This window comes from Isosphaeraceae bacterium EP7, assembly GCA_038400315.1.
GTDB lineage: Bacteria > Planctomycetota > Planctomycetia > Isosphaerales > Isosphaeraceae > EP7.
In genome coordinates, this window is record CP151667.1 from 299,758 (window position 1) to 321,104 (window position 21,347).

13 protein-coding genes and 5 tRNA genes are annotated in these 21,347 nt (G+C 64.6%); 16 read left to right on the forward strand and 2 right to left on the reverse strand.

Annotated elements, in window-relative coordinates; all coding sequences use genetic code 11:
• Positions 1 to 12 precede the first annotated feature (12 nt).
• Positions 13 to 1,560, reverse strand: a complete 1,548-nt coding sequence (locus EP7_RS01180; protein WP_463525722.1) for a hypothetical protein — start codon at positions 1,558 to 1,560, stop codon at positions 13 to 15.
• Between the two features lie 62 nt (positions 1,561 to 1,622).
• The gene (locus EP7_RS01185; RefSeq protein WP_463525723.1) at positions 1,623 to 2,987 is read right to left on the reverse strand and encodes a hypothetical protein; all 1,365 of its coding nucleotides are present in this window, start codon (positions 2,985 to 2,987) and stop codon (positions 1,623 to 1,625) included.
• Between the two features lie 563 nt (positions 2,988 to 3,550).
• On the opposite strand from EP7_RS01185, the gene EP7_RS01190 reads away from it, so the two are divergent.
• The 16 genes from EP7_RS01190 (at position 3,551) to rpoC (ending at position 21,229) form a co-directional block, all read left to right on the forward strand.
• Complete coding sequence (locus EP7_RS01190; RefSeq protein ID WP_463525724.1) at positions 3,551 to 5,221, forward strand: sigma-70 family RNA polymerase sigma factor; 1,671 nt, start codon at positions 3,551 to 3,553, stop codon at positions 5,219 to 5,221.
• A gap of 371 nt (positions 5,222 to 5,592) precedes the next feature.
• Positions 5,593 to 5,665, forward strand: a tRNA-Thr gene (locus EP7_RS01195).
• 110 nt (positions 5,666 to 5,775) lie between these two features.
• A tRNA-Tyr gene (locus EP7_RS01200) sits at positions 5,776 to 5,857 on the forward strand.
• Positions 5,858 to 5,985: 128 nt separating this feature from the next.
• Positions 5,986 to 6,056 (forward strand) — tRNA-Gly (locus EP7_RS01205).
• A gap of 105 nt (positions 6,057 to 6,161) precedes the next feature.
• Positions 6,162 to 6,234: transfer RNA gene (locus tag EP7_RS01210), tRNA-Thr, on the forward strand.
• A 181-nt stretch (positions 6,235 to 6,415) separates the two neighbouring features.
• A complete protein-coding gene (gene tuf / locus EP7_RS01215) occupies positions 6,416 to 7,627 on the forward strand; it encodes an elongation factor Tu (RefSeq protein WP_463525725.1) in 1,212 nt (403 codons plus the stop codon).
• Between the two features lie 173 nt (positions 7,628 to 7,800).
• Positions 7,801 to 7,953, forward strand: a complete 153-nt coding sequence (gene rpmG / locus EP7_RS01220) for a 50S ribosomal protein L33 (RefSeq protein WP_463525726.1) — start codon at positions 7,801 to 7,803, stop codon at positions 7,951 to 7,953.
• Positions 7,954 to 8,109: 156 nt separating this feature from the next.
• Positions 8,110 to 8,182 (forward strand) — tRNA-Trp (locus EP7_RS01225).
• Between the two features lie 90 nt (positions 8,183 to 8,272).
• Complete coding sequence (secE, locus tag EP7_RS01230; protein WP_463525727.1) at positions 8,273 to 8,797, forward strand: preprotein translocase subunit SecE; 525 nt, start codon at positions 8,273 to 8,275, stop codon at positions 8,795 to 8,797.
• 119 nt (positions 8,798 to 8,916) lie between these two features.
• A complete protein-coding gene (gene nusG / locus EP7_RS01235; RefSeq protein ID WP_463525728.1) occupies positions 8,917 to 9,558 on the forward strand; it encodes a transcription termination/antitermination protein NusG in 642 nt (213 codons plus the stop codon).
• 133 nt (positions 9,559 to 9,691) lie between these two features.
• Positions 9,692 to 10,117: a 50S ribosomal protein L11 gene (gene rplK, locus EP7_RS01240; RefSeq protein ID WP_463525729.1), complete on the forward strand. Its 426-nt coding sequence runs from the start codon at positions 9,692 to 9,694 to the stop codon at positions 10,115 to 10,117.
• A gap of 185 nt (positions 10,118 to 10,302) precedes the next feature.
• On the forward strand, positions 10,303 to 10,986 hold the full coding sequence (gene rplA / locus EP7_RS01245) for a 50S ribosomal protein L1 (protein ID WP_463525730.1): 684 nt from the start codon (positions 10,303 to 10,305) through the stop codon (positions 10,984 to 10,986).
• 71 nt (positions 10,987 to 11,057) lie between these two features.
• The gene (rplJ, locus tag EP7_RS01250; RefSeq protein WP_463525731.1) at positions 11,058 to 11,627 is read left to right on the forward strand and encodes a 50S ribosomal protein L10; all 570 of its coding nucleotides are present in this window, start codon (positions 11,058 to 11,060) and stop codon (positions 11,625 to 11,627) included.
• A 164-nt stretch (positions 11,628 to 11,791) separates the two neighbouring features.
• The gene (rplL, locus tag EP7_RS01255) at positions 11,792 to 12,199 is read left to right on the forward strand and encodes a 50S ribosomal protein L7/L12 (RefSeq protein WP_463525732.1); all 408 of its coding nucleotides are present in this window, start codon (positions 11,792 to 11,794) and stop codon (positions 12,197 to 12,199) included.
• A 486-nt stretch (positions 12,200 to 12,685) separates the two neighbouring features.
• Complete coding sequence (gene rpoB / locus EP7_RS01260; RefSeq protein WP_463525733.1) at positions 12,686 to 16,435, forward strand: DNA-directed RNA polymerase subunit beta; 3,750 nt, start codon at positions 12,686 to 12,688, stop codon at positions 16,433 to 16,435.
• Positions 16,436 to 16,975: 540 nt separating this feature from the next.
• Positions 16,976 to 21,229, forward strand: a complete 4,254-nt coding sequence (gene rpoC / locus EP7_RS01265; protein WP_463525734.1) for a DNA-directed RNA polymerase subunit beta' — start codon at positions 16,976 to 16,978, stop codon at positions 21,227 to 21,229.
• The last annotated feature ends 118 nt before the right edge of the window (positions 21,230 to 21,347 follow it).

Consider the following 21,347-nt stretch of genomic DNA (forward strand, 5'->3'; position numbering starts at 1 on the left):
GTCGAATTCGATTCAGGGGGCGGATGGCGGCTCGACGCCGAGCTTGAACGTCTTCAGGAGGTCCTCGACCATCTTGCGGAAGTCGAGCGGGGGGTCTTCCCCGGTGTAAGCCTCGGCGTAGGCCACCCGGTCGCCGTCGAGCTTGATGAGGTAGCCGTCGAAGTGGAGCCGGCTGGCCCCGACGGGGGCGCCCGCCCCGGCAGCTGGCTTCATTGCGGCCTCGACGCGGTAAACCTTCAGGCCGGGCCATTCGACCTCGGGAAGCCACTCGGCGGGCCCCCTGAGGACTTCCAGGCCCTTCTTCTCCCAGTCGTTATAGAAGGCGTCGCGCCAGACTTCGGCCGTGTTCTTCGGGTCGGGGGTGGCGGGGACGTCGATGGTGATGACGTCGGGACCGTTGGAGCCCATTCGGACGAGGTGAAGCTCGTCGCCGCCGGTCTTTGGTGGCGTGGCGCGGAAGTCTTGCGGGTATCGGACGTGGAACCGGCCTGCGGGGTCGGTGTGGGTCAGCCACGAGTTGGCCATGGTCGGGGCGGGAGGCTCCGGCGGCAGGGCCAGCGGCGTGGTGCCCGTGCGCGTCTGGCGCTGGAGCACCAATTCGCGGCGGTCGGTCCGGCGCTTGCGATTCTGGGGATCGTCCCCGACCGGCACGACGGTGACGGCGGTCAGGCGGAAGTTGGTGACGGCGCCTCGGGCCTCGACGCCGCCATCGGCCCGAGGCTTGGCGGCGGCCCCCGTGGCGGAGGCTGGAGCGGGCTCGAAGCTGAAGAGGGCCTCGGCGCTGATCGTCGTGTTCCCCGAGAGCCGGCCCGCGATCCCGACAACCGCCGTGAACAGGCCGCTCTGCGGGTCGCGGCGGATCTCCATCAGCTTCGCGGCGAGGCTCTCGGTGGCGGCGATCCGCTCGCCGCGCTGGGCGATGGCCTCGATGGCCGCGGCCGAGACGCGCCAGGTGTCGCCGATCCGGCTGGGGAGCACGGGCATCACGCCGGAGAGGTTGGGAAGGAAGATCCCGCGCGTCGCCAGGTTGAAGTCGGAGACCTGCAACGTCCGGTCGCCGGAGAGACTGATGATCGTCGGCGGCCGCCCCGTCCTCGTCTTGTACCAGATCAAGAGCCCGTCGACCGGCCTGGGTGCGGCGCCCTCGGTGGGCGGGACGCGTTCGAGCTTGGCCCGCTCATAAAGCCGGACGGTCGCGGTCACCGTGCCGACGGAGCTGACCTCGTAGGGCCGCTCGGTGTAGATCGTCTGGAGTTGAGTGACGGACCGCCCCTTGTCCCCCTCGGGCAGGTCGATCCCAATTTTGACCGTCTCGCGGGTGGCCACGCGGTACTGGCCATTCTCCCCCGGCCTGAGGCTGGCCGACGATGAATAACGCTCGATGAACTTGTATCGTGCGTTCAGGTCATTGACCCGCTCGTACGCCGGCTTTTCCGCGGGGGCCTGCGCCCGCGTGACCGGAGCCCAGGCGATTACGAGCGTCAGGGCGGCCAGAAACCGGTCGCGCCGGGCGCGGTTGACTCGGACGATGCAGAGGCATGAAGCAAGTGTCGTCGTCATCGGCCTTTGAAATCTCTCGGCGACGTCGTCGGTGCGGTCTCTCGGTCAGTCGGGCCGTTCGTTCAGCGATCCGGCTGGGGCTTGCGAACGCCCCAGCGGATCGATTCAATGAGCCGCATATCCTGGTCGCCGAACGACTTGGACTGGGCCTCGCCGAGCGTGAAGGTGGCCAGGAGCTGCGCACCCTCGGCGTCCGCAATCAGATAATAGTACCAGATCACGCCGACGTCTCCTTCCCGTCCCTGGGCGGCCACCTTGTAGCGGAACTCGCCAGGCGGTGCGCCCTCGACCTCGCCGGCTCCAAGGAACTGGACGAATCGACCGCCGAGCGCCTTGCGGATGTCGTCCCGGAACTGCGAGGGGTCCTGGTGTCGGCCACGGCCCGCCTCGGGGCCCTTCGAGATGTTGCACTGGGCGACCAGCTCGCCGTGATCGAGCCGCTTGAGCACCACTCTACGATCGTCGTCCCAGGCGATGTGCCAGTCGCGGTCGACCTCCGCCCCGGCGCGGCCGCCCGGCAGGTCGAGCGTCAGCCGCTCGAAGGCCGGGTCGATCGGGACTTCAAGCCCCTTGATGGCGTCGTCGGCCAGCTCGGGCGGGGCGTCGGCGGTTTGCTGGCGCACGTCCAGGGAACTCTTCATGTCCAGGCCGTTCTCGACCTGTCCGGCCTTGCGGACCTCGGCCCGCTCCACCTTGAGCTGGCGGACGAACCCGCCGGCCCGGTCGAAGACAGCCGTCCCGTGCAGTGCCATCGAGCCCTCTCCGCCCAGCGAAGCACCCCGGACGTCGCCCACCAGCGCGATCCGCGCCGTCTCGGCGTCGATCGACTCCAGCGTGGCCTCCAGTGTGTTGCTGGCCAGGGCGTCATACCCGCTGATCGATCGGGCGAAGGAGTCGGAGACCGTCCAGCGATCCCCCTTCCCGACCGCCTTGATGGGCAGTAATCCAGCCAATGTGAGCGAGTCTCCGGGGCCCTGAATCAGTTCCAGCTCACGCCGGCTGAGCGGCCCGGCCGGGCTGAAGACCGTCACCCCCTGCTCGCGGCGATCGGCGACCAGCGTCGTTAACTCCGGGCGCAACGCCAGCGCGAACGGCCGGACCTCGCCGTTGACCGCCACGGCCGCGCGGCCGATTCGCCTGGCCGACCGGCTCGGCACACCGTTGTCATCGACGGACAGCAATTTCTCGGCGTACTCCAGGCTGGTCTCGACCTTCAGCGCCATCGGCTTGGGGGGCGCCTCGGCCTTGGACCCGGGCGGCTGCCCCGGGGTCCACTCGCCTTCGGCCTTCAACGAGATCGAGACTCGCGTCGTCCGGCCCGCCTTCGCACGCTCGCGTAGCTCATCCGCCTTTAAGGCCTGGCCGGGGGCCGAGATCTGGCCGGCGAGCGCCAGCGCCACGATTGCGTAAGTTCTCGGAATGGCCATCCTTAGCGCTCCTTCACCGGGGAACTTCCGCAGCATGGCCCGATGCTAGCCCCCCTCCCTCGGCGCTGTCAATTCGGGGCGGGCCCACTTCCGCTCAACGAAGACCTAGATCCGGCTCGCTTGCCCAATTTTCAGACAATTTGTAAGCCCGATTCGTTTCGGAGACGTAGGACAGGAAGAGGAATCGGGCGCTTCGATGACGAATTTCGGGTGTCACGGACGCAAGGGTGCATGCGTTAATTTGGAGTTGCTTCCGTGCCACGTCCGAACCTATTGGTAGTCGACTTGTCGAAATCTTCGGGGCGAATTAGTGAGACTCTCCCCTAACGTCTCGCGGAATCGCTCGGGAATCGTGGCAAATTATGTTGATTTCGTTGAATGATCTGAGAATACAATGAACAAGTCGCTCGTTTGAAACGTCTGTTTGAAACGAGCGTTGGATGCCGAGTTAACTTCGGGCACCTTGTTTGCAGAAGATGGGAGTCGTCGCAAGTTCGGACCGGATTTCGCTCAGTGGAATAGGGGCGGGAGTCGATCGGAATTCAACCGGGAGGGCCGTCGAGATGTCTCAGACCTATCGCCAGCTTGCTTTCCGGCAGTTGAAGGATCAACTCCGCTACGTCCCCCGCGATCGGCGTCTCGAGCAGATCGACCGGGCCGAGGCGCTGCTGGCCGAGATCGAGCCGGGGCGTTGCTATCCGATCGACTACGTCACGTTCCGGATCACGGGCTATCGCCCGGAAGTCACCCCGTCGGCCGTCCTCGACGGCCCGGATGTCACCCACGACCTGCTCACGTTCATCGAGGACATCTCCAAGACCGTGGGTCAGGATGCCAGTCAGGTCGCCGAGCCGGTCCTGACTGTCGAGGCGGTCGGACATCGATATCACGTGTCGACCCGGACCGTGAACCGCTGGCGTGCCCAAGGGCTCGTCGCAAGGCGGTTCATCATCGAAGGGAAGACCAAGGTCGGTTTCCTGGAATCGAGCCTGTCACGCTTCATCGCAGCACACCAGGATCAGGTGGACCGGGGCACCCGGTTCCGACAATTGACTGACGCGGAACGGGACGAGATCGTCCGCCGCGCCCGTCGCATGGCCTCGGTCGGCCAGCATGGCCTGATCGAGATCGCGCGGAGGATCGCACGCAAAATGGAACGCTCCACCGAGACCATCCGGACGACCCTGAAGGCCTACGACGCCGAGCACCCGGACCGGCCCATCTTCCGGCCCGCGACCGGGCCGCTCGATGACCAGGCCAAGGCGGCGCTCTACCAGAAATTCAGGCTCGGGTTCTCCGTCGAGGCGCTCGCCGCCGAGACCGGCCGGACGCGCTCCAGCATCTATCGTTTCATCAACGAGATGCGCGCCGTACGACTCCTGGAGACCAAGCTCGAGTTCATGCCGAACGAGAGCTTCGACGAGGCGTCGCAGCACGACGCCATCCGCGCCGAGATGCCCCTGCCGGCAGACGGCAAGCCCGCCAGGCGGACCAAGCCGCCCAAGGGCCTGCCCCCCTACCTGGCGAGCCTGTACGAGGTTGCCCTGCTCTCTCGCGAGCAGGAGGCCCACCTCTTCCGCAAGATGAACTTCCTCAAGAGCCGGGCCGCCAAGCTTCGCGAGACCCTCGACCCGGCCAAGGCCAAGGCCACCACCCTGGACCGAATCGAGTCGCTCCAGGACGAGGCCCTGGCCGTGAAGAACCAGATCATCCGGTCCAACCTCCGGCTGGTCGTCTCCATCGCCAAACGCCACGTCGGCCCCTCGAACAACTTCTTCGAGCTGGTCAGCGACGGCAATATGTCGCTCATCCGCGCCGTCGAAAAGTTCGACTACAGCCGAGGCAACAAGTTCAGCACATACGCCTCCTGGGCGATCATGAAGAACTTCGCCCGCACCATCCCCGAAGAGAACTATCGCCGCGACCGGTTCGTCACCGGCCACGAGGAGATGTTCGAGGCCGCCGCCGACAACCGGGCCGACGAGCACGAGTACGAGAGCGCCCTGAAGCGAATGCAGGAAGCCGTACGTGGCATGCTCGGTCGGCTCGACGAGCGCGAGCGGAAGATCATCATCAGCCGCTACGGGCTCAACGGCGTCAGCGAGCAGACCCTGGAACAGCTCGGCCGAGAACTGGGCATCACCAAGGAACGCGTGCGACAGATCGAGTCACGAGCCCAGGACAAGCTCAGGCGCATCGCCGACGACGAGAAGCTCGAATTGCCGATGTTCTAAGCACCTCGCGGGACGCCCGGGAGCCAACCCGGGCGGCCCAGCTCGGCCGAGATTGGGAAAATCAACGAGACGGCCTTGCAAAAGGCCCGATCCTCAGACTAACATCGTCGTCGCTCCGCCCAAGACGCACGCCATCGTCCATTCGACCGCGTCCCGATCGCCGGCCCCTCCCCCTCAAGGCGGGACGACCCTCGGACGCGGTCGCGTTGTCGAAGGATTGCTCGAGGCCGCTCGCAACAACCGAACCCGACGTCCAGGCCGAGCCGATACGGTGACTGGATCAAGGGGCGGAAAAGTGTCAGACGGCCGGAAAGCCCTTGCAATGCGGACGACCGGAAGTGTATTTTTGGGGATTCAACGGCACCCAGGTCGCTGGCGTAGCTCAACTGGCAGAGCACCGGTTTTGTAAACCGACGGTTGTGAGTTCGACTCTCACCGCCAGCTCTTCACCGCTTTGGCTACGGACGAGACAAAGACCGGTCACCGCGGATCGAAAGCGACCGAACCCGGATTTCACAATTCCGGTCTTCCTTGCTGGACGAGACGCCGAAACCGGGTGGATACCCAAGTGGCTAAAGGGGCCAGACTGTAAATCTGGTGGTTCTACCTTCGCAGGTTCGAATCCTGCTCCACCCACTCCGAACGGACACTCTGGCAGCCGGAGAATTCGACCACGCAAGCTGGACCTACACTCACGACGCGGACCAGTCCCTCGCCGGGATCCGGCCTCTGAGGGAAAGTTTCGACGGGAATGGGGTCTTCTCGCGGGTGTAACTCAATGGTAGAGTACCTGCCTTCCAAGCAGGCAACGTGGGTTCGATTCCCATCACCCGCTCTCGGAGGTTTGATTCGACACGTTCGGTTCGAGGCGGGACCTAAAATCCCGCAAAGAGCCAGATGAGTCGAGCAATTCGACGAACTGCCTTCGACACCAAAAAACGCTGCCGTGGCTCAGTTGGTAGAGCGCGTCCTTGGTAAGGACGAGGTCCTGGGTTCAAATCCCAGCGGCAGCTTTCAGGTTTGTCGCCCGTACCCCGGGCGGCGCGGCATTTTCGGCGATCTGCCCCAGATTGTCGAGAAGCCCGCTCTGGGCGCGGACCGATTTCGAGGCGTGGGGCGGCTGGGCGGGGCGGCTCCCGCCACTGTGACGAGCGACCGAGACCTACAGGGAAGCCGTGAGGCGCTGAGCAAGCAATGGCTAAGGAAATCTTCTCGCGAACGAAGCCGCACGTCAACGTGGGCACCATCGGCCACATTGACCACGGCAAGACGACCTTGACGGCGGCCCTGCTTTCGGTCCTCGCCGCTAACGGCAAGGCCAAGAAGAAAGATTACGCCGACATCGCCAAGGGCGGAACCGTCCGCGACGCCAACAAGACCGTGACCATCGCCGTCTCGCACGTCGAGTACGAGAGCGAAACTCGGCACTATGCCCACATCGACTGCCCGGGCCACGCCGACTATATCAAGAATATGATCACCGGTGCCGCCCAGATGGACGGGGCGATCCTCGTCGTCTCGGCCGCCGACGGCCCGATGCCGCAGACCCGCGAGCACATCCTGCTCGCCCGTCAGGTCGGTGTCCCCGCGTTGGTCGTCTTCCTCAACAAGATCGACCTGGTCGACGACGAGGAACTGCTGGAACTGGTCGAGCTGGAGCTGCGCGAGCTGCTCACGCACTACAAGTTCCCCGGCGACGAAATCCCGATCACCCGCGGTTGTGCCCGCCCGGCCTACGACAACCCGACCGACGCGAAGTCCGCCGCTCCGATCCTGGCGCTTGTCGCCTCGATGGACTCGTACATCCCCGAGCCCGTCCGCGACATCGACAAGCCGTTCCTCATGCCCATTGAGGACGTCTTCTCGATCAAGGGTCGTGGAACGGTCGGCACCGGCAAGATCGAACGCGGTATCGCCAAAGTCGGCGATGTCGTCGAGATCGTCGGGTTCGGCGCCAGCAAGAACACGACGATCACCGGCGTCGAGATGTTCCAGAAGACGCTCGACCAGGGCCAGGCCGGCGACAACGTCGGCGTGCTCCTGCGTGGCGTGGAAAAGACCGACCTCGAGCGTGGGCAGGTCCTCTGCAAGCCCGGGACGATCACTCCCCACACCAAGTTCGAGGCCGAGGTCTACGTCCTGTCGAAGGACGAGGGCGGCCGGCATACCCCCTTCTTCAAGGGATATCGCCCGCAGTTCTACTTCCGCACCACAGACGTGACCGGCTCCGTTCTGAACTTGCTGTCCGAGAACGGCAGCGAGGCCGAGATGTGCATGCCCGGCGACAACATCAAGATGACCGTCGAATTGCACACCCCGATCGCGATGGAAGAGAACCTCCGGTTCGCCATCCGTGAAGGCGGCAAGACCGTCGGTGCCGGCGTTGTGACCAAGATCCTCCTGTAATCCTTCGATCGTCCCGGCCCCTCGGGTCGGGCGACTCGGCTTGGTCCGGATTCCTCTCCCGTATTGATGCGGGAGGGGATCTTTCCTTGGGATTTTTTGCTTCCCACTGCTGGGATGACGATTCAATATGCCGGCCCCGCGGTCGCCTGCGGCCGGCCGAGGAGCAGACTCAAGTGCGTGAGTACGTTTGGCTGGAATGCACCTCGTGCGGCGACCGCAACTACCGGACTCAAAAAGAGACCCGTGGTGCCGAGCGGCTCGAGCTCAAGAAGTATTGCAAGCGTGAGCGGAAGCACTTCGCTCACAAAGAATCACGCAAGAAGTGACCTGAAGGGTCACTTCTCCGGCCTTGACTCCCATTGGGCACGCTCAGGCGTGATCTCGGGGAGTCGAGGCGGGACGACGGCGATCTTTCTCGCCTCGGCCGTCCTTATTGGGTAGGCTGAGGTCGCGGATTTGCGAGTCGGACTTAACGCAACGATACGAGAGTAGCTCAATTGGTAGAGCACTGGTCTCCAAAACCAGCGGTTGGGGGTTCGATTCCCTCCTCTCGTGCTCAGGCCTGCCTCGGGTATTGCCTTTCGTCATCGATCTGCCGGCCCCTGGCCTCGCTTCCCCAGTGTCCCCGCTTGTGAGACAGGTGTCATGGGCAAAGTCAAAGATGGACCGCCGGCATCGAAGGCCGTCAAGCCGGTCAAGGGGGGGGCCCTCCACGAGTCCCGACGCCACCTGGTGTCGTTCTTCTCTAACCTCCTGCTCACCCGCGTCTACAAGCCTCTCCAAGGCTGGAACGCCCGAGTCTATACGGCCGCGGGCTTAGGCTTCGTCGCGGTCTTGGGACTTTACCGACTTCATGAGACGCTCCAGCCTTATGGCCCGAACGTCCGGTTCGGTATCCCGTCCGCCCTTGGCCTCATCATGGCCTGGATCCTCTACCGCACCGTTCAATATCCGCCGTTCGTGGATTTCCTGATCGCCACGGAGGCCGAGCTGAACAAGGTCTCCTGGACGAGCAAGGAAGACCTGAAGCGGTCCACGGCCGTCGTGCTCTCGACCGTCATTCTGATGTCCGTCTTCCTGTTCGGCGTCGACTGGCTCTGGTCGAGCCTACTCCAGTTGATCGGCGTGCTCCGATTTGACGGCGGGGGCGGTTACGGTTCGAACGCCTGATCGCTGAGTTGTCCTGCGTCGGACGGGCCCTCACTGGCCTTTCCGTTCGCCTCGACTCAACCCGGACCAAGACGATCCCGCCTCGGATGCCCTGAACTCTTTCTCCGCGTGGCCACCGCATGAGCCTTCCGACCGACGAGTCTTTCGATCAGGACGACGAGCAGCCGTCAGCGCTGGCGCCGATGCCCGATGACGATCCGCCCCCGAAGCTGGTCTGGTACGTCCTGAAGGTTCAGAGTAGCCGCGAGGATACGATTCGCGATGCTCTGGAGCGTCGGGTCAAGATCCAGGGGCTGGGGATCTACTTCGGTCGGATCGTGGTGCCGACGGAGAAGATCACCGAGATCCGCAATAACAAGAAGCGCATCGTTGAGCGGAAGACCTATCCCGGTTACATCATGATCGAGATGGAGCTCAACGAGAAAACCTGGTTCACCGTGCGTGAAACCCCCGGCGTCGGCGACTTTGTCGGCGGTGCCCGTGGGACGCTCAGCGAGCCCTGGAAGCACGCCACGCCGATGACCGAGGCCGAGGTGAACTCGATGCTCGGTCAGGAGACCGCCAAGGCCGAGGATGCCCCCCGCGTCCGGATCGACGTGGAGCGTGGCGATCGGGTCAAGATCAAGGACGGCCCGTTCGAGAACTTCGAAGGGACCGTCGAAGAAGTGATCGAGGCCCGTGGCCTGGTCAAGGTTATGCTGATCATCTTCAATCGACCGACACCGGTCGACCTCGAATACTGGCAGGTGGAGCGGATCTGACGACCCGAGCCCGGCTGCCCGCCTCATCGCGGGCTTCTTGGCATTGAACGGGGCGAGGATCTCTGGGGACGAGGCGAGACACCGGCGTGACCCTCAAGCGGGGACGCCCAAGCGAAGCTAGGGTGGATCGACGATGGCTAAGGTGATGACGGCGAAGGTGAAGCTCCAGTGCCCCGGCGGGCAGGCGACCCCCGCCCCGCCGGTCGGCCCCGCCCTGGGCCAGCACGGCGTGAATATCGGCCAGTTCGTGATGCAGTTCAACGACCGCACGAAGGAGATGAAGGGGACGATCATCCCCGTCGAGATCACGATCTATTCGGATCGCTCCTTCGAGTTCATCCTCAAGAGCCCGCCCGCCGCGATCCTGCTGAAGCAGGCCGCCGGCATCGCCGCTGGCTCGGCCGTGCCGCACAAGACCAAGGTTGGCACCGTCACCAGCGACCAGGTCCGCAAAATCGCCGAGACCAAGATTAACGACCTGAATGCCCGCGACATGGAGCACGCCATGCGGATCATCGCCGGGACGGCGAGGAGCATGGGCGTCGAGATCAAGGGCTGATCGAAGCATGCTGAGGCCTTCGACGACTGATGCCCGGCCCGTCTCGACGGGTCGTCCCCTTCGTGTTGTCGGCGGCCTGTAGTTCTGACGATGCTCGTCCCGGCGCGACCGCCCGCCGGATTCGGTCCTCCCCGGCCGATGCGAGCCTAAACTTGGGCGGCAGCCCTCCCCCAGGAGAGCGAACGTTGGGATATCAGTCGAAGCGCTATCGCGCACTCCTCGGTAAGAAGTCGAAGCTCGCCGAAGCGCTCCCCTTGGCCGATGCGGTCAAGCAGCTCAAGGCGTTCGATTCCACGAAGTTCGTCCAGACCGTTGAAGTCTCGACGAATCTCGGCATCGACCCTCGCCAGAGCGACCAGAACGTCCGCGGCAGCGTTGCCCTGCCTCACGGCATCGGTAAGGCCGTCCGCGTGGCGGTCTTCGCCCAGGGCGAAAACGCCGAGAAGGCGACCGCCGCCGGTGCCGACATTGTCGGAGCCGACGACCTCGCTCAGCGGATCAAGGGCGGTTTCATGGACTTCGACGTCGCCCTGGCGACGCCGGACATGATGGGCATCGTCGGTCCCCTCGGCCGTGTGCTCGGCCCTCGCGGCCTCATGCCCTCGCCCCGCTCCGGCACCGTCACCACGGACATCGCTGCTGGCGTGCGCGAGTTCAAGGCGGGCAAGATCGAGTTCCGCAGCGACAAGGGCGGGAACGTCGCCGGCGCCGTCGGGAAGCTCAACTTCAGCGACGAGCAGCTGATCGATAATATTAACACGTTCCTCAACCACCTCCGATCGCTCAAACCGACGGCGGCCAAGGGGACCTATATCCGGTCGATCACCATCTCGGCCACGATGAGCCCGGGTATCCGGATCATCGCCTGACATCGCCGTCGACTGGAACGGGACCCTCGACCCTTGGCGCCGCGTGCGACGCGGCGAGCGTGGACGGACATATGAGTAAGTACGTCAAAGAATTGATGATGGACCAGTTCCGCGCCGACCTCGGCGACGCGAAGTCGGTCCTGATCCTCGACCTGAAGGGCCTCGACGCGGTCTCGGAGTACCACCTCCGTCGCGACCTGCGGAAGAAGAAGATTAAGGTCAGGACCCTGCGTAACACGCTGGCCCGGAAGGTCTTCACCGAAGCGGGGATCGGCGGGCTGGCCCAGTTTCTGACCGGCCCGAGCGTGGCGGCCTGGGGCGGAGACGGCGTCGCCGAACTCGCCCAGGAAGTCTCCGCACAGGTCAAGAAACTGAAGAAGCCCGAGATCAAGGGAGGCGCCGTCGACGGGACGGTCATCTCCCCGACGCAAGTCGAGGCCATCACAAAGCTGCCGAGCCGCGAGGCGTTGATCGCTCGCGTCGTCAGCCTGGCCCTGGCCCCGGCCCAGCGGATCGTCTCGCTGGCCAATGCCCCGGCCTCCGGGCTGCTCGGGCAGTTGAAGACCCTGGCCGGACCGGCCGAGGAAGAGTCCGAGTCCGAGGCCCCCGCGGCCGAGGGCGAGGCCGAAGCCGCCGGTTGATCCCTGACCGACGGCCGGCGGCACGCTTGCCCGCCGCTGCGACGTGACCCGACCGACTGCCCCAGACCGACACGAACTGTAGCCGGGAAAGCCCGGCGGATTTCTTCACTCGCGACCCGGTGCGAACGACGCACCGGGTTGAACCCGAAAGGATCGATCGAGCCATGGCCACCGCCGAAGTCGCCTCGTTCGCCGACAACATCAAGACCCTGGGCGACACGATCGTCAAGCTGACCGTCCTGGAAGCCAAGTCGCTGGGCGACTACCTCGAAGAGGTCCATGGCATCAAGGCTGCCGCTGCTGCCGTCGTCGCCGGCCCCGCCGTCGCCGCCGGTCCGGCTGCCCCGGTCGAAGAGCAGACCGAGTTCACCGTGGTCCTGGAGAGCTTCGACGCCGCCAAGAAGATTGGCGTCATCAAGGTTGTCCGGGCCGCCACGAGCCTCGGCCTGAAGGAAGCCAAGGACCTGGTCGAGGCCGCCCCCAAGGACGTCAAGGTCGGGATCTCGAAGGACGACGCCGCCAAGCTCAAGAAAGAGCTGGAAGAGGCCGGGGCCGTCATCAAGATCAAGTGATCCTGGCGGCCGGCTGGCGGGCGGATTCCTCCGCCCTCCTCGCCGACCGCTTGCCGTTGCTTGCCCCGCCGCGAATGATAACCCCGGACGTCTCGCCCCCGACTCGGCCTTCAAGGTCGTTGCTCGGGGGCGAAACTCCTGATTACGATCGGTCGATCGATTCAACCGCCCCGAGCCGACGCCTTACGGTGAGCCTCGGGGTGACTTGGTGCGCGGCGATCCGCTCTTTTCGAGCTGGGCTTCGCCGCGATGCCACGCCCCTGCCACCCGAACCGAGACCCCCCGCCCCGCGGTCGACTTTGCCCGAAGGCCCCGCGGCCGAGTCGACGCGACGCCCGCGTGTGGGAGGGGGGCCCGCGAGACGCGAGACGGATCGATCCGAGCCAGCGGGACGGAGCAACGGCGGGGCGACGCGGTTGCGGAACGAAGCGGAACCATTCGGTCGGTCCCCCGCGCCCACCCATCTCCCACGAGGAGCGCGACGAGATGCCCACTGCCAGTACCGTGCGGCGGATCAGGCCCGAACGTCAGCGGAACTTCGGCAAGATTCCCGACTCGTTCCAGGTCCCCGACCTGACCGAGATCCAGACCCGCAGCTACGAGCGATTCCTGCAGGCCGACCTGCCGCCGGAAGATCGCGCCGACAGCGGCCTGGAGGGGGTCTTCCGCGAGATCTTCCCGATCGAAAGCTATGACAAGACGCTGAAGCTCGAATACATCAAGTTCGAACTGGGCAAGCCGCGGTACGAGCCCGACGAGTGCCGCCAGCTGCGCCTGACCTATGGCCGGCCGCTGCACGTCTGGCTGAAGCTGAACAAGGGCGAGGTCGCCATCGAGGAGTCGGTCTATCTGGGCGACATGCCCATCATGATCGGCGGCGGCGAGTTTATCATCAATGGCGCCGAACGCGTCGTTGTCAGCCAGCTCCATCGCTCTCCCGGCGTCGACTTCGTCGTCGAGATCGAGTCGAGCGATCGCAAGCTGCATGCCTGCCGGATCATCCCCGAGCGCGGCAGCTGGATCGAGCTTCAGGTCACCAAGAAGGACACCCTCGGTGTCCGGATCGACCAGTCGGGCAAGTTCTCGTCGATGACCTTGCTGCGGGCCATGTTCCGCCGGATCAAGGACGCCGAGGGCGTTGTCGAGAAGTTCGCCGACTACTCCGACGACGCGGCCATCCTCTCGGCGTTCTACGAGACCGAGGACGTCTCCACCGACGAGGCCGATGCCGCGGCCAAGCTCGAGGGCAAGGTTGCCTGCGGCGACGTCATCGACCCGACCACGGGCGAGGTCCTCGTCCCCAGCGGTGGGACCATGTCTGCTGCGGCTGCCCAGATCCTGGTCGACGCCAATATCGGCACGATCATGATCCTGAAAGAGGCCAAGGTCGACCCCTTGATCCTCAACTCGCTGCAGGATGACCCGACGAGCGATCACGAGAGCGCCCTGCTCCGGATCTATCAGCGGCTACGTCCGGGCAATCCGCCGCAGCTCCAGAAGGCCGAGGAACTCTTCTTCGAGAAGTTCTTCGACACGAATCGCTACCGCCTCGGCCGGGTCGGTCGGTTCCGGATCAACCGGAAGTTCGAGCAGGCGCTGCCCGAAGACCAGATGACCCTGGACACGATCGACTACGTCAACGCCATCAAGTACATCCTCGCCCTCCGCAAGGGCAAGGGGCACGTTGACGACATCGACCACCTGGGCAATCGTCGCCTGCGGACCATCGATGAGCTGGCCGCCGACGAGCTTCGCAAGGGATTCCTCAAGCTCCGCCGCACCGTCCAGGAGCGGATGAGTCTGAAGGACGCCGAGGATATGACTCCTCGGTCGCTGATCAATCCCAAGAGCATCAGCGCCGCGATCGACTACTTCTTCGGCCGCGGCGAGCTGTCGCAGGTCGTTGACCAGACGAACCCGCTGGCCCAGCTCACGCACGAGCGTCGCCTCTCTGCCCTCGGCCCTGGCGGCTTGAACCGTAAGCGTGCCGGGTTCGAAGTGCGCGACGTGCATATCTCCCACTACGGCCGTATCTGCCCGATCGAGACCCCTGAAGGGACGAACATCGGCCTGATCAGCTCGCTGGGGATCTACGGGGGAGTCGACGAGTACGGCTTCCTGGTCACCCCCTACCGCAAGATCGAGAAGGGCTTGCGCACCGAACACGTGGTCTGGATGCGTGCCGACGAGGAAAGCGAGGCCTACCTCGCCCCCGCCGACGCCCCGACCGACGAGAACGGCAAGCTGAAAGGCCCACTGGTCATCGCCCGGTACCAGACCGACTTCCACACGATTCCGGTGGACCAGGTCGAGTACATGGACATCTCCCCCAAGCAGATGGTGGGCGTGTCCGCCGGCCTCATCCCGTTCCTGGAGCACGACGACGCCAACCGCGCGTTGATGGGCTCCAACATGCAGCGGCAGGCCGTCCCGTTGCTCGTCGCCGAGCCGCCGATCGTGGCCACGGGCCTCGAAAAGGCCGTGGCGATGAACTCGGGGATGATCGTCAAGGCCCAGCAGGATGGGACGATCACTTACGTCGATAGCAACCGGATCATCGTCGACCACAATCAGATCCACAAACTGCGCAAGTACGTCGGCCTGAACGAGCGGACTTGCCTGAACCAGAAGCCGGTCGTCTCCGTCGGGCAGGTCGTCAAGAAGGGCGACATCCTGGCCGACGGTGCTAGCACCTACCTGGGCGAGCTGGCCCTGGGCCGCAACGTCCTGGTCGGGTTCATGGCCTGGGACGGGTACAACTTCGAAGACGCGATCATCATCTCCGAACGCCTGGTGAAGGAAGACGTTTATACGTCGATCCACATCGAGGAGTTCGAGATCGAGATCCGCGAGACGAAGCTGGGACGCGAGGAATTCACCCGCGACATCCCCAACGTCTCGGAGAAGGCCCTGCGCAACCTGGACGAGAACGGGATCGTCCGGATCGGCACCTATGTCAAGCCGGGCGACATTCTCGTCGGCAAGGTGGCGCCGAAGTCCAAGAGCGAGCTGACCCCCGAAGAGAAGCTGCTGCACGCGATCTTCGGCCGTGCCGGCGAGGACGTGAAGAATGACAGCCTGGACGTCCCCTCGGGCGTCGAGGGTATCGTCATCAACACGCAGCGGTTCAGCCGTCGGATGAGCCTCAGCGAGGACGAGCGCAAGTCGTTCGAGAAAGAGCTGAAGGACACCGAGGCGATCGAGAGCGTCAAGATCGCCGACGAGTACAAGCAGCTGGTCAAGGCGCTCGAAGCGATCGTCGGCGGCCCCGTGGTCGACCCGGCGACCGGCAAGGCGCTGGGCCGTGACAAGGACCCGAAGGTCCTGGCCGACGAGAGCGAGCGGTTCAAGCTCGAGTCGTACGACCTCCGGAGCCCCGAGAAGGCGGTCGAGGCCCGCAAGGTCGTCCGCCAGTACACCCCACGGATCGAGTCGCTCCGCGACGAGAAGGACCGTCGGCTGAACAGCCTGAAGCGGGGCGACGAGCTACCCTCGGGCGTCCTGCAGATGGTCAAGATCTACATCGCGACGAAGCGAGTGATCTCCGTCGGCGACAAGATGGCCGGCCGTCACGGCAACAAGGGTGTCATCTCCAAGATCCTCCCCGAGGAGGACATGCCGTTCCTCGCGGATGGCACCCCGGTCGAGATCCTGCTCAACCCGCTGGGCGTGCCCAGCCGCATGAATGTCGGTCAGATCCTGGAGATTCACCTTGGCTGGGCCGCGGCCAAGCTCGGGTTCCAGGCCGTCTGCCCGGTCTTCGACGGGGCGAGCGAGGATACCATCCGCCAGTGCCTGGTCGACGCTGGCCTGCCCGAAAACGGCAAGGCGGTCCTCTACGACGGGCGGACGGGAGAGAAGTTCGACCAGCGGGTGACGGTGGGCTACCTCTACATGCTCAAGCTGCATCACCTGGTCGACGACAAGATCCACGCGCGGGCCACGGGCCCGTATTCGCTGATCACGCAGCAGCCCTTGGGCGGCAAGGCGAGATTCGGCGGTCAGCGGTTCGGTGAGATGGAAGTCTGGGCGCTGGAAGCCTATGGCGCCGCCTACATCCTGCAGGAACTCTTGACCGTCAAGAGCGACGACGTCGAGGGGCGTACGAAGATCTACGAGTCGATGGTCAAGGGGGAGAACACGCTCGAGGCCGGCACCCCCGCCAGCTTCGATGTGCTCACCAACGAGATTCGCGGCCTCGGGCTGAACATGCAGCTCGAGAAGAAGCGAGTCTGATCGGTCCCCGTCGGCCGTCGCGCGTTCCCCGCGCGACGGCCATTGCCAGACACTCCGGGACTAGCAGATCCTGGGCCTTTCGGGTGACCTTGAGGCCTTGGGTCTGCGAAATTCTGGTTGTCAAGTCGATTCTTCTTGGAACTTCGCGTGGAAACTTGTAAGATCGGCAGGGATCGACTCCGTCGGCCGCGCGTCTCTGACGGCGCGTTGTCGATGTCCGCCCCTTTCGACGAGGTTCCGGGCTTGGATCGAAGAGTCCACGAAGGCCGGCCAGGGAGGTTGCCGGCACCGCGACTAGCGCCCGGTTCGGCTTGCCTCGGCCCCGAGGCTGCCCGGACCCGACCCGCGGATGCGGGCCGGCCCGCGATCATCTCCCCCTCGAGATCCGCTCGCCATCCCGGCAAATTTTTTCCGCCCAGGAGTTGCCCCGGCTGAGCCGGGACGCCCCCTGGGCGAATTCCATCGAATCATCGACCGCCGACTTTCACCCGATATCAACCCGCTTCGGCACCCGTCTTGGCGTGCGGAGGAGAGTGTCCCGTGAGCATGGGCGAAAGTGCCTACGATCGTATCAACGATTATGGGGCCGTCAAGATTGGTCTCGCCTCCCCGTACGACATCCGAAGCTGGTCGTTCGGCGAGGTGAAGAAGCCGGAAACGATCAACTACCGGACGTATCGTCCGGAAAAAGACGGCCTCTTCTGCGAGCGCATCTTCGGCCCTGAAAAGGACTGGGAATGCGCCTGCGGCAAGTACCGCGGGATGAAATACAAGGGGATGATCTGCGACCGCTGCGGGGTCAAGGTCACCCACAGCCGCGTGCGCCGCAAGCGCATGGGGCACATCGAGCTGGCCGCGCCGGTCGTTCACATCTGGTTCTTCAAGGCCATGCCCAGCCGCCTGGGCACCTTGCTGGACATGAAGACGACCAGCATGGAACGGATCATCTACTTCCAGGACTACGTCGTCGTCGACCCCGGCGATACCCCCCTGAAGGAGCGGCAGCTCCTGACCGAGGAAGACTTCCGCAAGGCCCGCGAGGCCTACGGGGACACCTTCCAGGCCGACATGGGGGCCGACGCCGTCCGAAAGATGCTCGCCAGGCTCGACCTGGTCACCCTCTCCAAGCAGCTGCGCCAGGAGCTGGGCGAGACCTCCAGCAAGCAGAAGACCAAGGACCTGACGAAGCGTCTCAAGGTCGTCGAGAGCCTCCGCGACAGCGACAACAGGCCCGAGTGGATGGTCCTGGAGTGTATCCCGGTCATCCCCCCCGACCTTCGCCCGCTCGTCTTGCTCGACTCGGGCAACTTCGCCACCAGTGACCTGAACGACCTCTATCGCCGGATCATCAACCGCAATAATCGGTTGAAGAAGCTGGTCGACCTGAACGCGCCCGAGGTCATCATCCGCAATGAAAAGCGGATGCTGCAGCAGGCCGTCGACGCCCTCTTCGACAACAATCGGTGCAAGCGGCCGGTGCTGGGCTCGAGCAATCGCCCGCTGAAGTCGCTCACCGACATGATCAAGGGTAAGCAGGGTCGCTTCCGCGAGAACCTGCTGGGCAAGCGTGTTGACTACTCCGCTCGGTCGGTCATCGTCGTCGGCCCCGACCTGCGTCTGCACCAGTGCGGCCTGCCGAAGAAGATCGCGCTGGAACTCTTCCAGCCGTTCATCATCCGGCGGCTGAAGGAGCTGGGGCACGCCGACACGATCAAGTCGGCCAAGAAGATGCTCGAGCGGAAGGTCGAGGAAGTCTGGGACATCCTCGAAGAGGTGATCCACAATCACCCCGTCCTGCTCAATCGCGCCCCGACCCTGCACCGGATGGGCATCCAGGCGTTCGAGCCTGTGCTCGTCGAGGGCAATGCGATCAGGATCCACCCCCTGGTCTGCAAGGGGTTCAACGCCGACTTCGACGGCGACCAGATGGCCGTCCACCTGCCGCTCTCCATCGAGGCGCAGGTCGAAGCCATGACGCTGATGATGTCGACGAACAACATCTTCAGCCCGGCCAACGGCAGCCCGATCATCAGCCCGACCCAAGACATCGTCATGGGCTCGTACTACGTCACCGTCTCCAGGCCGGGCGAGCCCGGCGAGGGGATGACGTTCTCGTGCCCCAACGAGGTCTTCCTGGCCTTCAGCCAGAAGAAGGTCGGCGTCCACGCGATGATCAAGCTGCGCCTGCCGGCGCACAAGAAGCTGAGGGGCGACGGCGAGAAGGAGTACGTCCCCGGCATGGTCATCAAGACCACCACCGGGCGCGTCATCTTCAACGACATCCTTCACAAGAAGATGCCGTACTACAACAACGCCCTCGGCCAGAAGCAGCTCCAGGGGATCATCGCCGACTGCTACCAGATCCTCGGCCGCCTCGAGACGATCAACCTGCTCGACGCGATGAAGGACCTGGGCTTCCGCGAGAGCACCCGGTCGGGCCTATCGTTCGCCACCGACGACCTGAAGACCCCGTTGACCAAGGACGCCATCCTCGCCGACGCGGAGAAGGAAGTCGCCAAGAGCGCCAAGCTCTATCAGCGCGGGATCATCACGGAGCAGGAGCGATATAATAAGGTCCTCGACACCTGGACCCATGCCCGCGAGCGCATCACCACCGAGATGATGGAGCAGTTGCGCAACGACGTGCGTAACGGCGAGGTTTACCTCAATCCCATCTTCCTGATGGCCGACTCCGGTGCCCGCGGTGGTGTCGAGCAGATTCGCCAGCTGGCCGGTATGCGTGGTCTGATGGCCAAGCCCTCGGGCAAGATCATCGAGACCCCGATCAAGGCCAACTTCCGCGAAGGCCTCAGCGTGCTCGAGTACTTCAGCTCGACGCACGGTGCCCGAAAGGGACTGGCCGACACCGCCCTGAAGACGGCCGACTCGGGTTACCTGACCCGTAAGCTGGCCGACGTGGCGCAGAACGTCGTCATCACGATGGAAGACTGCGGCACCTCGCAGGGGATCACCAAGGGCGTCATCTACAAGGGCGAGAAGGTCGAGGTCACCCTCACCCAGTCGATCCGCGGCCGGGTCAGCCGGGTGAACATCCTCAACCCGATCACCGACGAAGAGGTTGTCCGCGAGAGCGAGATGATCTCGGTGGCCGCGGCCCGCAAGCTCGAAGAGATGCAGGTCGAGAAGATCCAGGTCCGCAGCCCGATGACCTGCGAGGCGACCCTCGGGATCTGCCGTCGCTGCTTCGGCATGGACCTCTCGACCGGCCAGCTCGTCGAGCCCGGCATGGCCGTGGGCATCATCGCCGCCCAGTCGATCGGCGAGCCCGGCACCCAGCTCACGATGCGTACGTTCCACATCGGCGGCGTCGCGACTCGCGGCGTCGAAGAGAAGGACGTGAAGTGCAAGCGTGAAGGCAAGGTCAAGTACGTCGGTATTAACCTCGTCATCAACGACGAGGGCAAGAAGATCGCCCTGACGCGCAACGGCGAACTCCAGATCCTCGACCCCAGGGGCCGAGAGCTCGAGAAGTTCGACGTCCCCGACGGTGCCGTCATGCTGGTCGACGACGGCGAGATGATCACCCGCGGCACGATGATCTGCGAGTGGGACCCTCACAACATCCCGATCCTCACCCAGGTCGGTGGCCAGGTGAAGTTCGAGGACATCGTCGAAGGCGAGACGATGAAGATGGAGATCGACCCGTCGGGCCATGCCCGCAGGACGATCATCGAGCACAAGGGTGACCTGCACCCGCAGATCCTCATCCAGGATGCCGAAGGCCGGATCCTGGACTATTACTACATCCCCGAGCGGGCCAGCATCGAGGCCCTCGAAGGGAGCCAGGTCACGGCCGGCACCCTGCTTGCCAAGACCCCCCGCGAGGTCGGCGGTACGCAGGACATCACCGGCGGCCTGCCGCGCGTCACCGAACTGTTCGAGGCCAGGCGTCCCAAGGAGCCGGCGGTCATCGCCGAGATCGACGGTCGCGTCGAGCTGCTCGAGGAGAAGCGCCGCGGCAAGCGGACCATCGTCGTCAAGAACGAGAGCGGGATCGAACGCGAGCACCTCGTGCCGCACGGAAAGTACCTCCGTGTACATGGTGGCGACCGCGTCCGGGCCGGCGACGCCTTGGTCGAAGGGCCGTTGGTGCCGCACGACATCCTGCGGATCTCGGGCGAGGAAGCCGTCCAGCGCTACCTGCTCCGTGAGATCCAGAACGTCTATCGTTCGCAGCGGGTCGAGATCGACGACAAGCACCTCGAAATCATCGTCGCCCAGATGCTCCGAAAGGTGCGCGTCGAGAGCGTCGGCGACACCGGCATGCTTCCCGGCTCGGTCATCGACAAGTTCGAGTTCCGTGCCAAGAACATGGAACTGATGAACTGCGTGAAGATCAAGGATCCGGGCGACACCGACTTCCGCCAGGGAGACATCGTCCCCCGCGACCACTTCGACGCGGAGAACCTCCGGGTTGAAGAGGCCGGCGTCCGCAAGGCGGAATGGGTCAAGCCCAAGCCGGCCTCGGCGAGCACCCAGCTCCTTGGCATCACCAAGGCGGCCGTGTCGTCGGACAGCTTCATCTCGGCGGCGAGCTTCCAGGAGACGACCAAGGTCCTGACCGAGGCGGCCCTGGCCGGCAAGGTCGACTACCTGGTCGGCCTCAAGGAGAACGTCATCCTCGGCCACCTCGTCCCGGCCGGTACCGGCTTCAAGCTCCATCAGGAAGCCGAAGTCCGGATCCGCCCCGAGGCGCTGGAAGCCCTGGCCGAGAAGGGCCCGTCCTACAGCCGTTATCCCCGCGACGAGGCCGCCGCTCCCGCCGCCAAGTAACCAACACCGACCCGGGCCACGGGATGACTTCCCCTCGCCCGGGTTTCAGACTCGAACCAGACGCCCCGCCCCGGTCTCAGACCCGGGGCGGGGCGTCTTCGTTCCGTCGGGATGTTCG

Excerpts from the sequence above, each read along its gene's own strand:
- rplK (WP_463525729.1), top strand. The coding sequence starts at position 9,692 with ATGGCTAAGGTGATGACGGCGAAGGTGAAGCTCCAGTGCCCCGGCGGG.
- EP7_RS01180 (WP_463525722.1), bottom strand. The coding sequence starts at position 1,560 with ATGACGACGACACTTGCTTCATGCCTCTGCATCGTCCGAGTCAACCGC.
- rplJ (WP_463525731.1), top strand. The coding sequence starts at position 11,058 with ATGAGTAAGTACGTCAAAGAATTGATGATGGACCAGTTCCGCGCCGAC.
- secE (WP_463525727.1), top strand. The coding sequence starts at position 8,273 with ATGGGCAAAGTCAAAGATGGACCGCCGGCATCGAAGGCCGTCAAGCCG.
- EP7_RS01190 (WP_463525724.1), top strand. The coding sequence starts at position 3,551 with ATGTCTCAGACCTATCGCCAGCTTGCTTTCCGGCAGTTGAAGGATCAA.
- nusG (WP_463525728.1), top strand. The coding sequence starts at position 8,917 with ATGAGCCTTCCGACCGACGAGTCTTTCGATCAGGACGACGAGCAGCCG.
- EP7_RS01185 (WP_463525723.1), bottom strand. The coding sequence starts at position 2,987 with ATGGCCATTCCGAGAACTTACGCAATCGTGGCGCTGGCGCTCGCCGGC.
- rplL (WP_463525732.1), top strand. The coding sequence starts at position 11,792 with ATGGCCACCGCCGAAGTCGCCTCGTTCGCCGACAACATCAAGACCCTG.
- tuf (WP_463525725.1), top strand. The coding sequence starts at position 6,416 with ATGGCTAAGGAAATCTTCTCGCGAACGAAGCCGCACGTCAACGTGGGC.
- rpoB (WP_463525733.1), top strand. The coding sequence starts at position 12,686 with ATGCCCACTGCCAGTACCGTGCGGCGGATCAGGCCCGAACGTCAGCGG.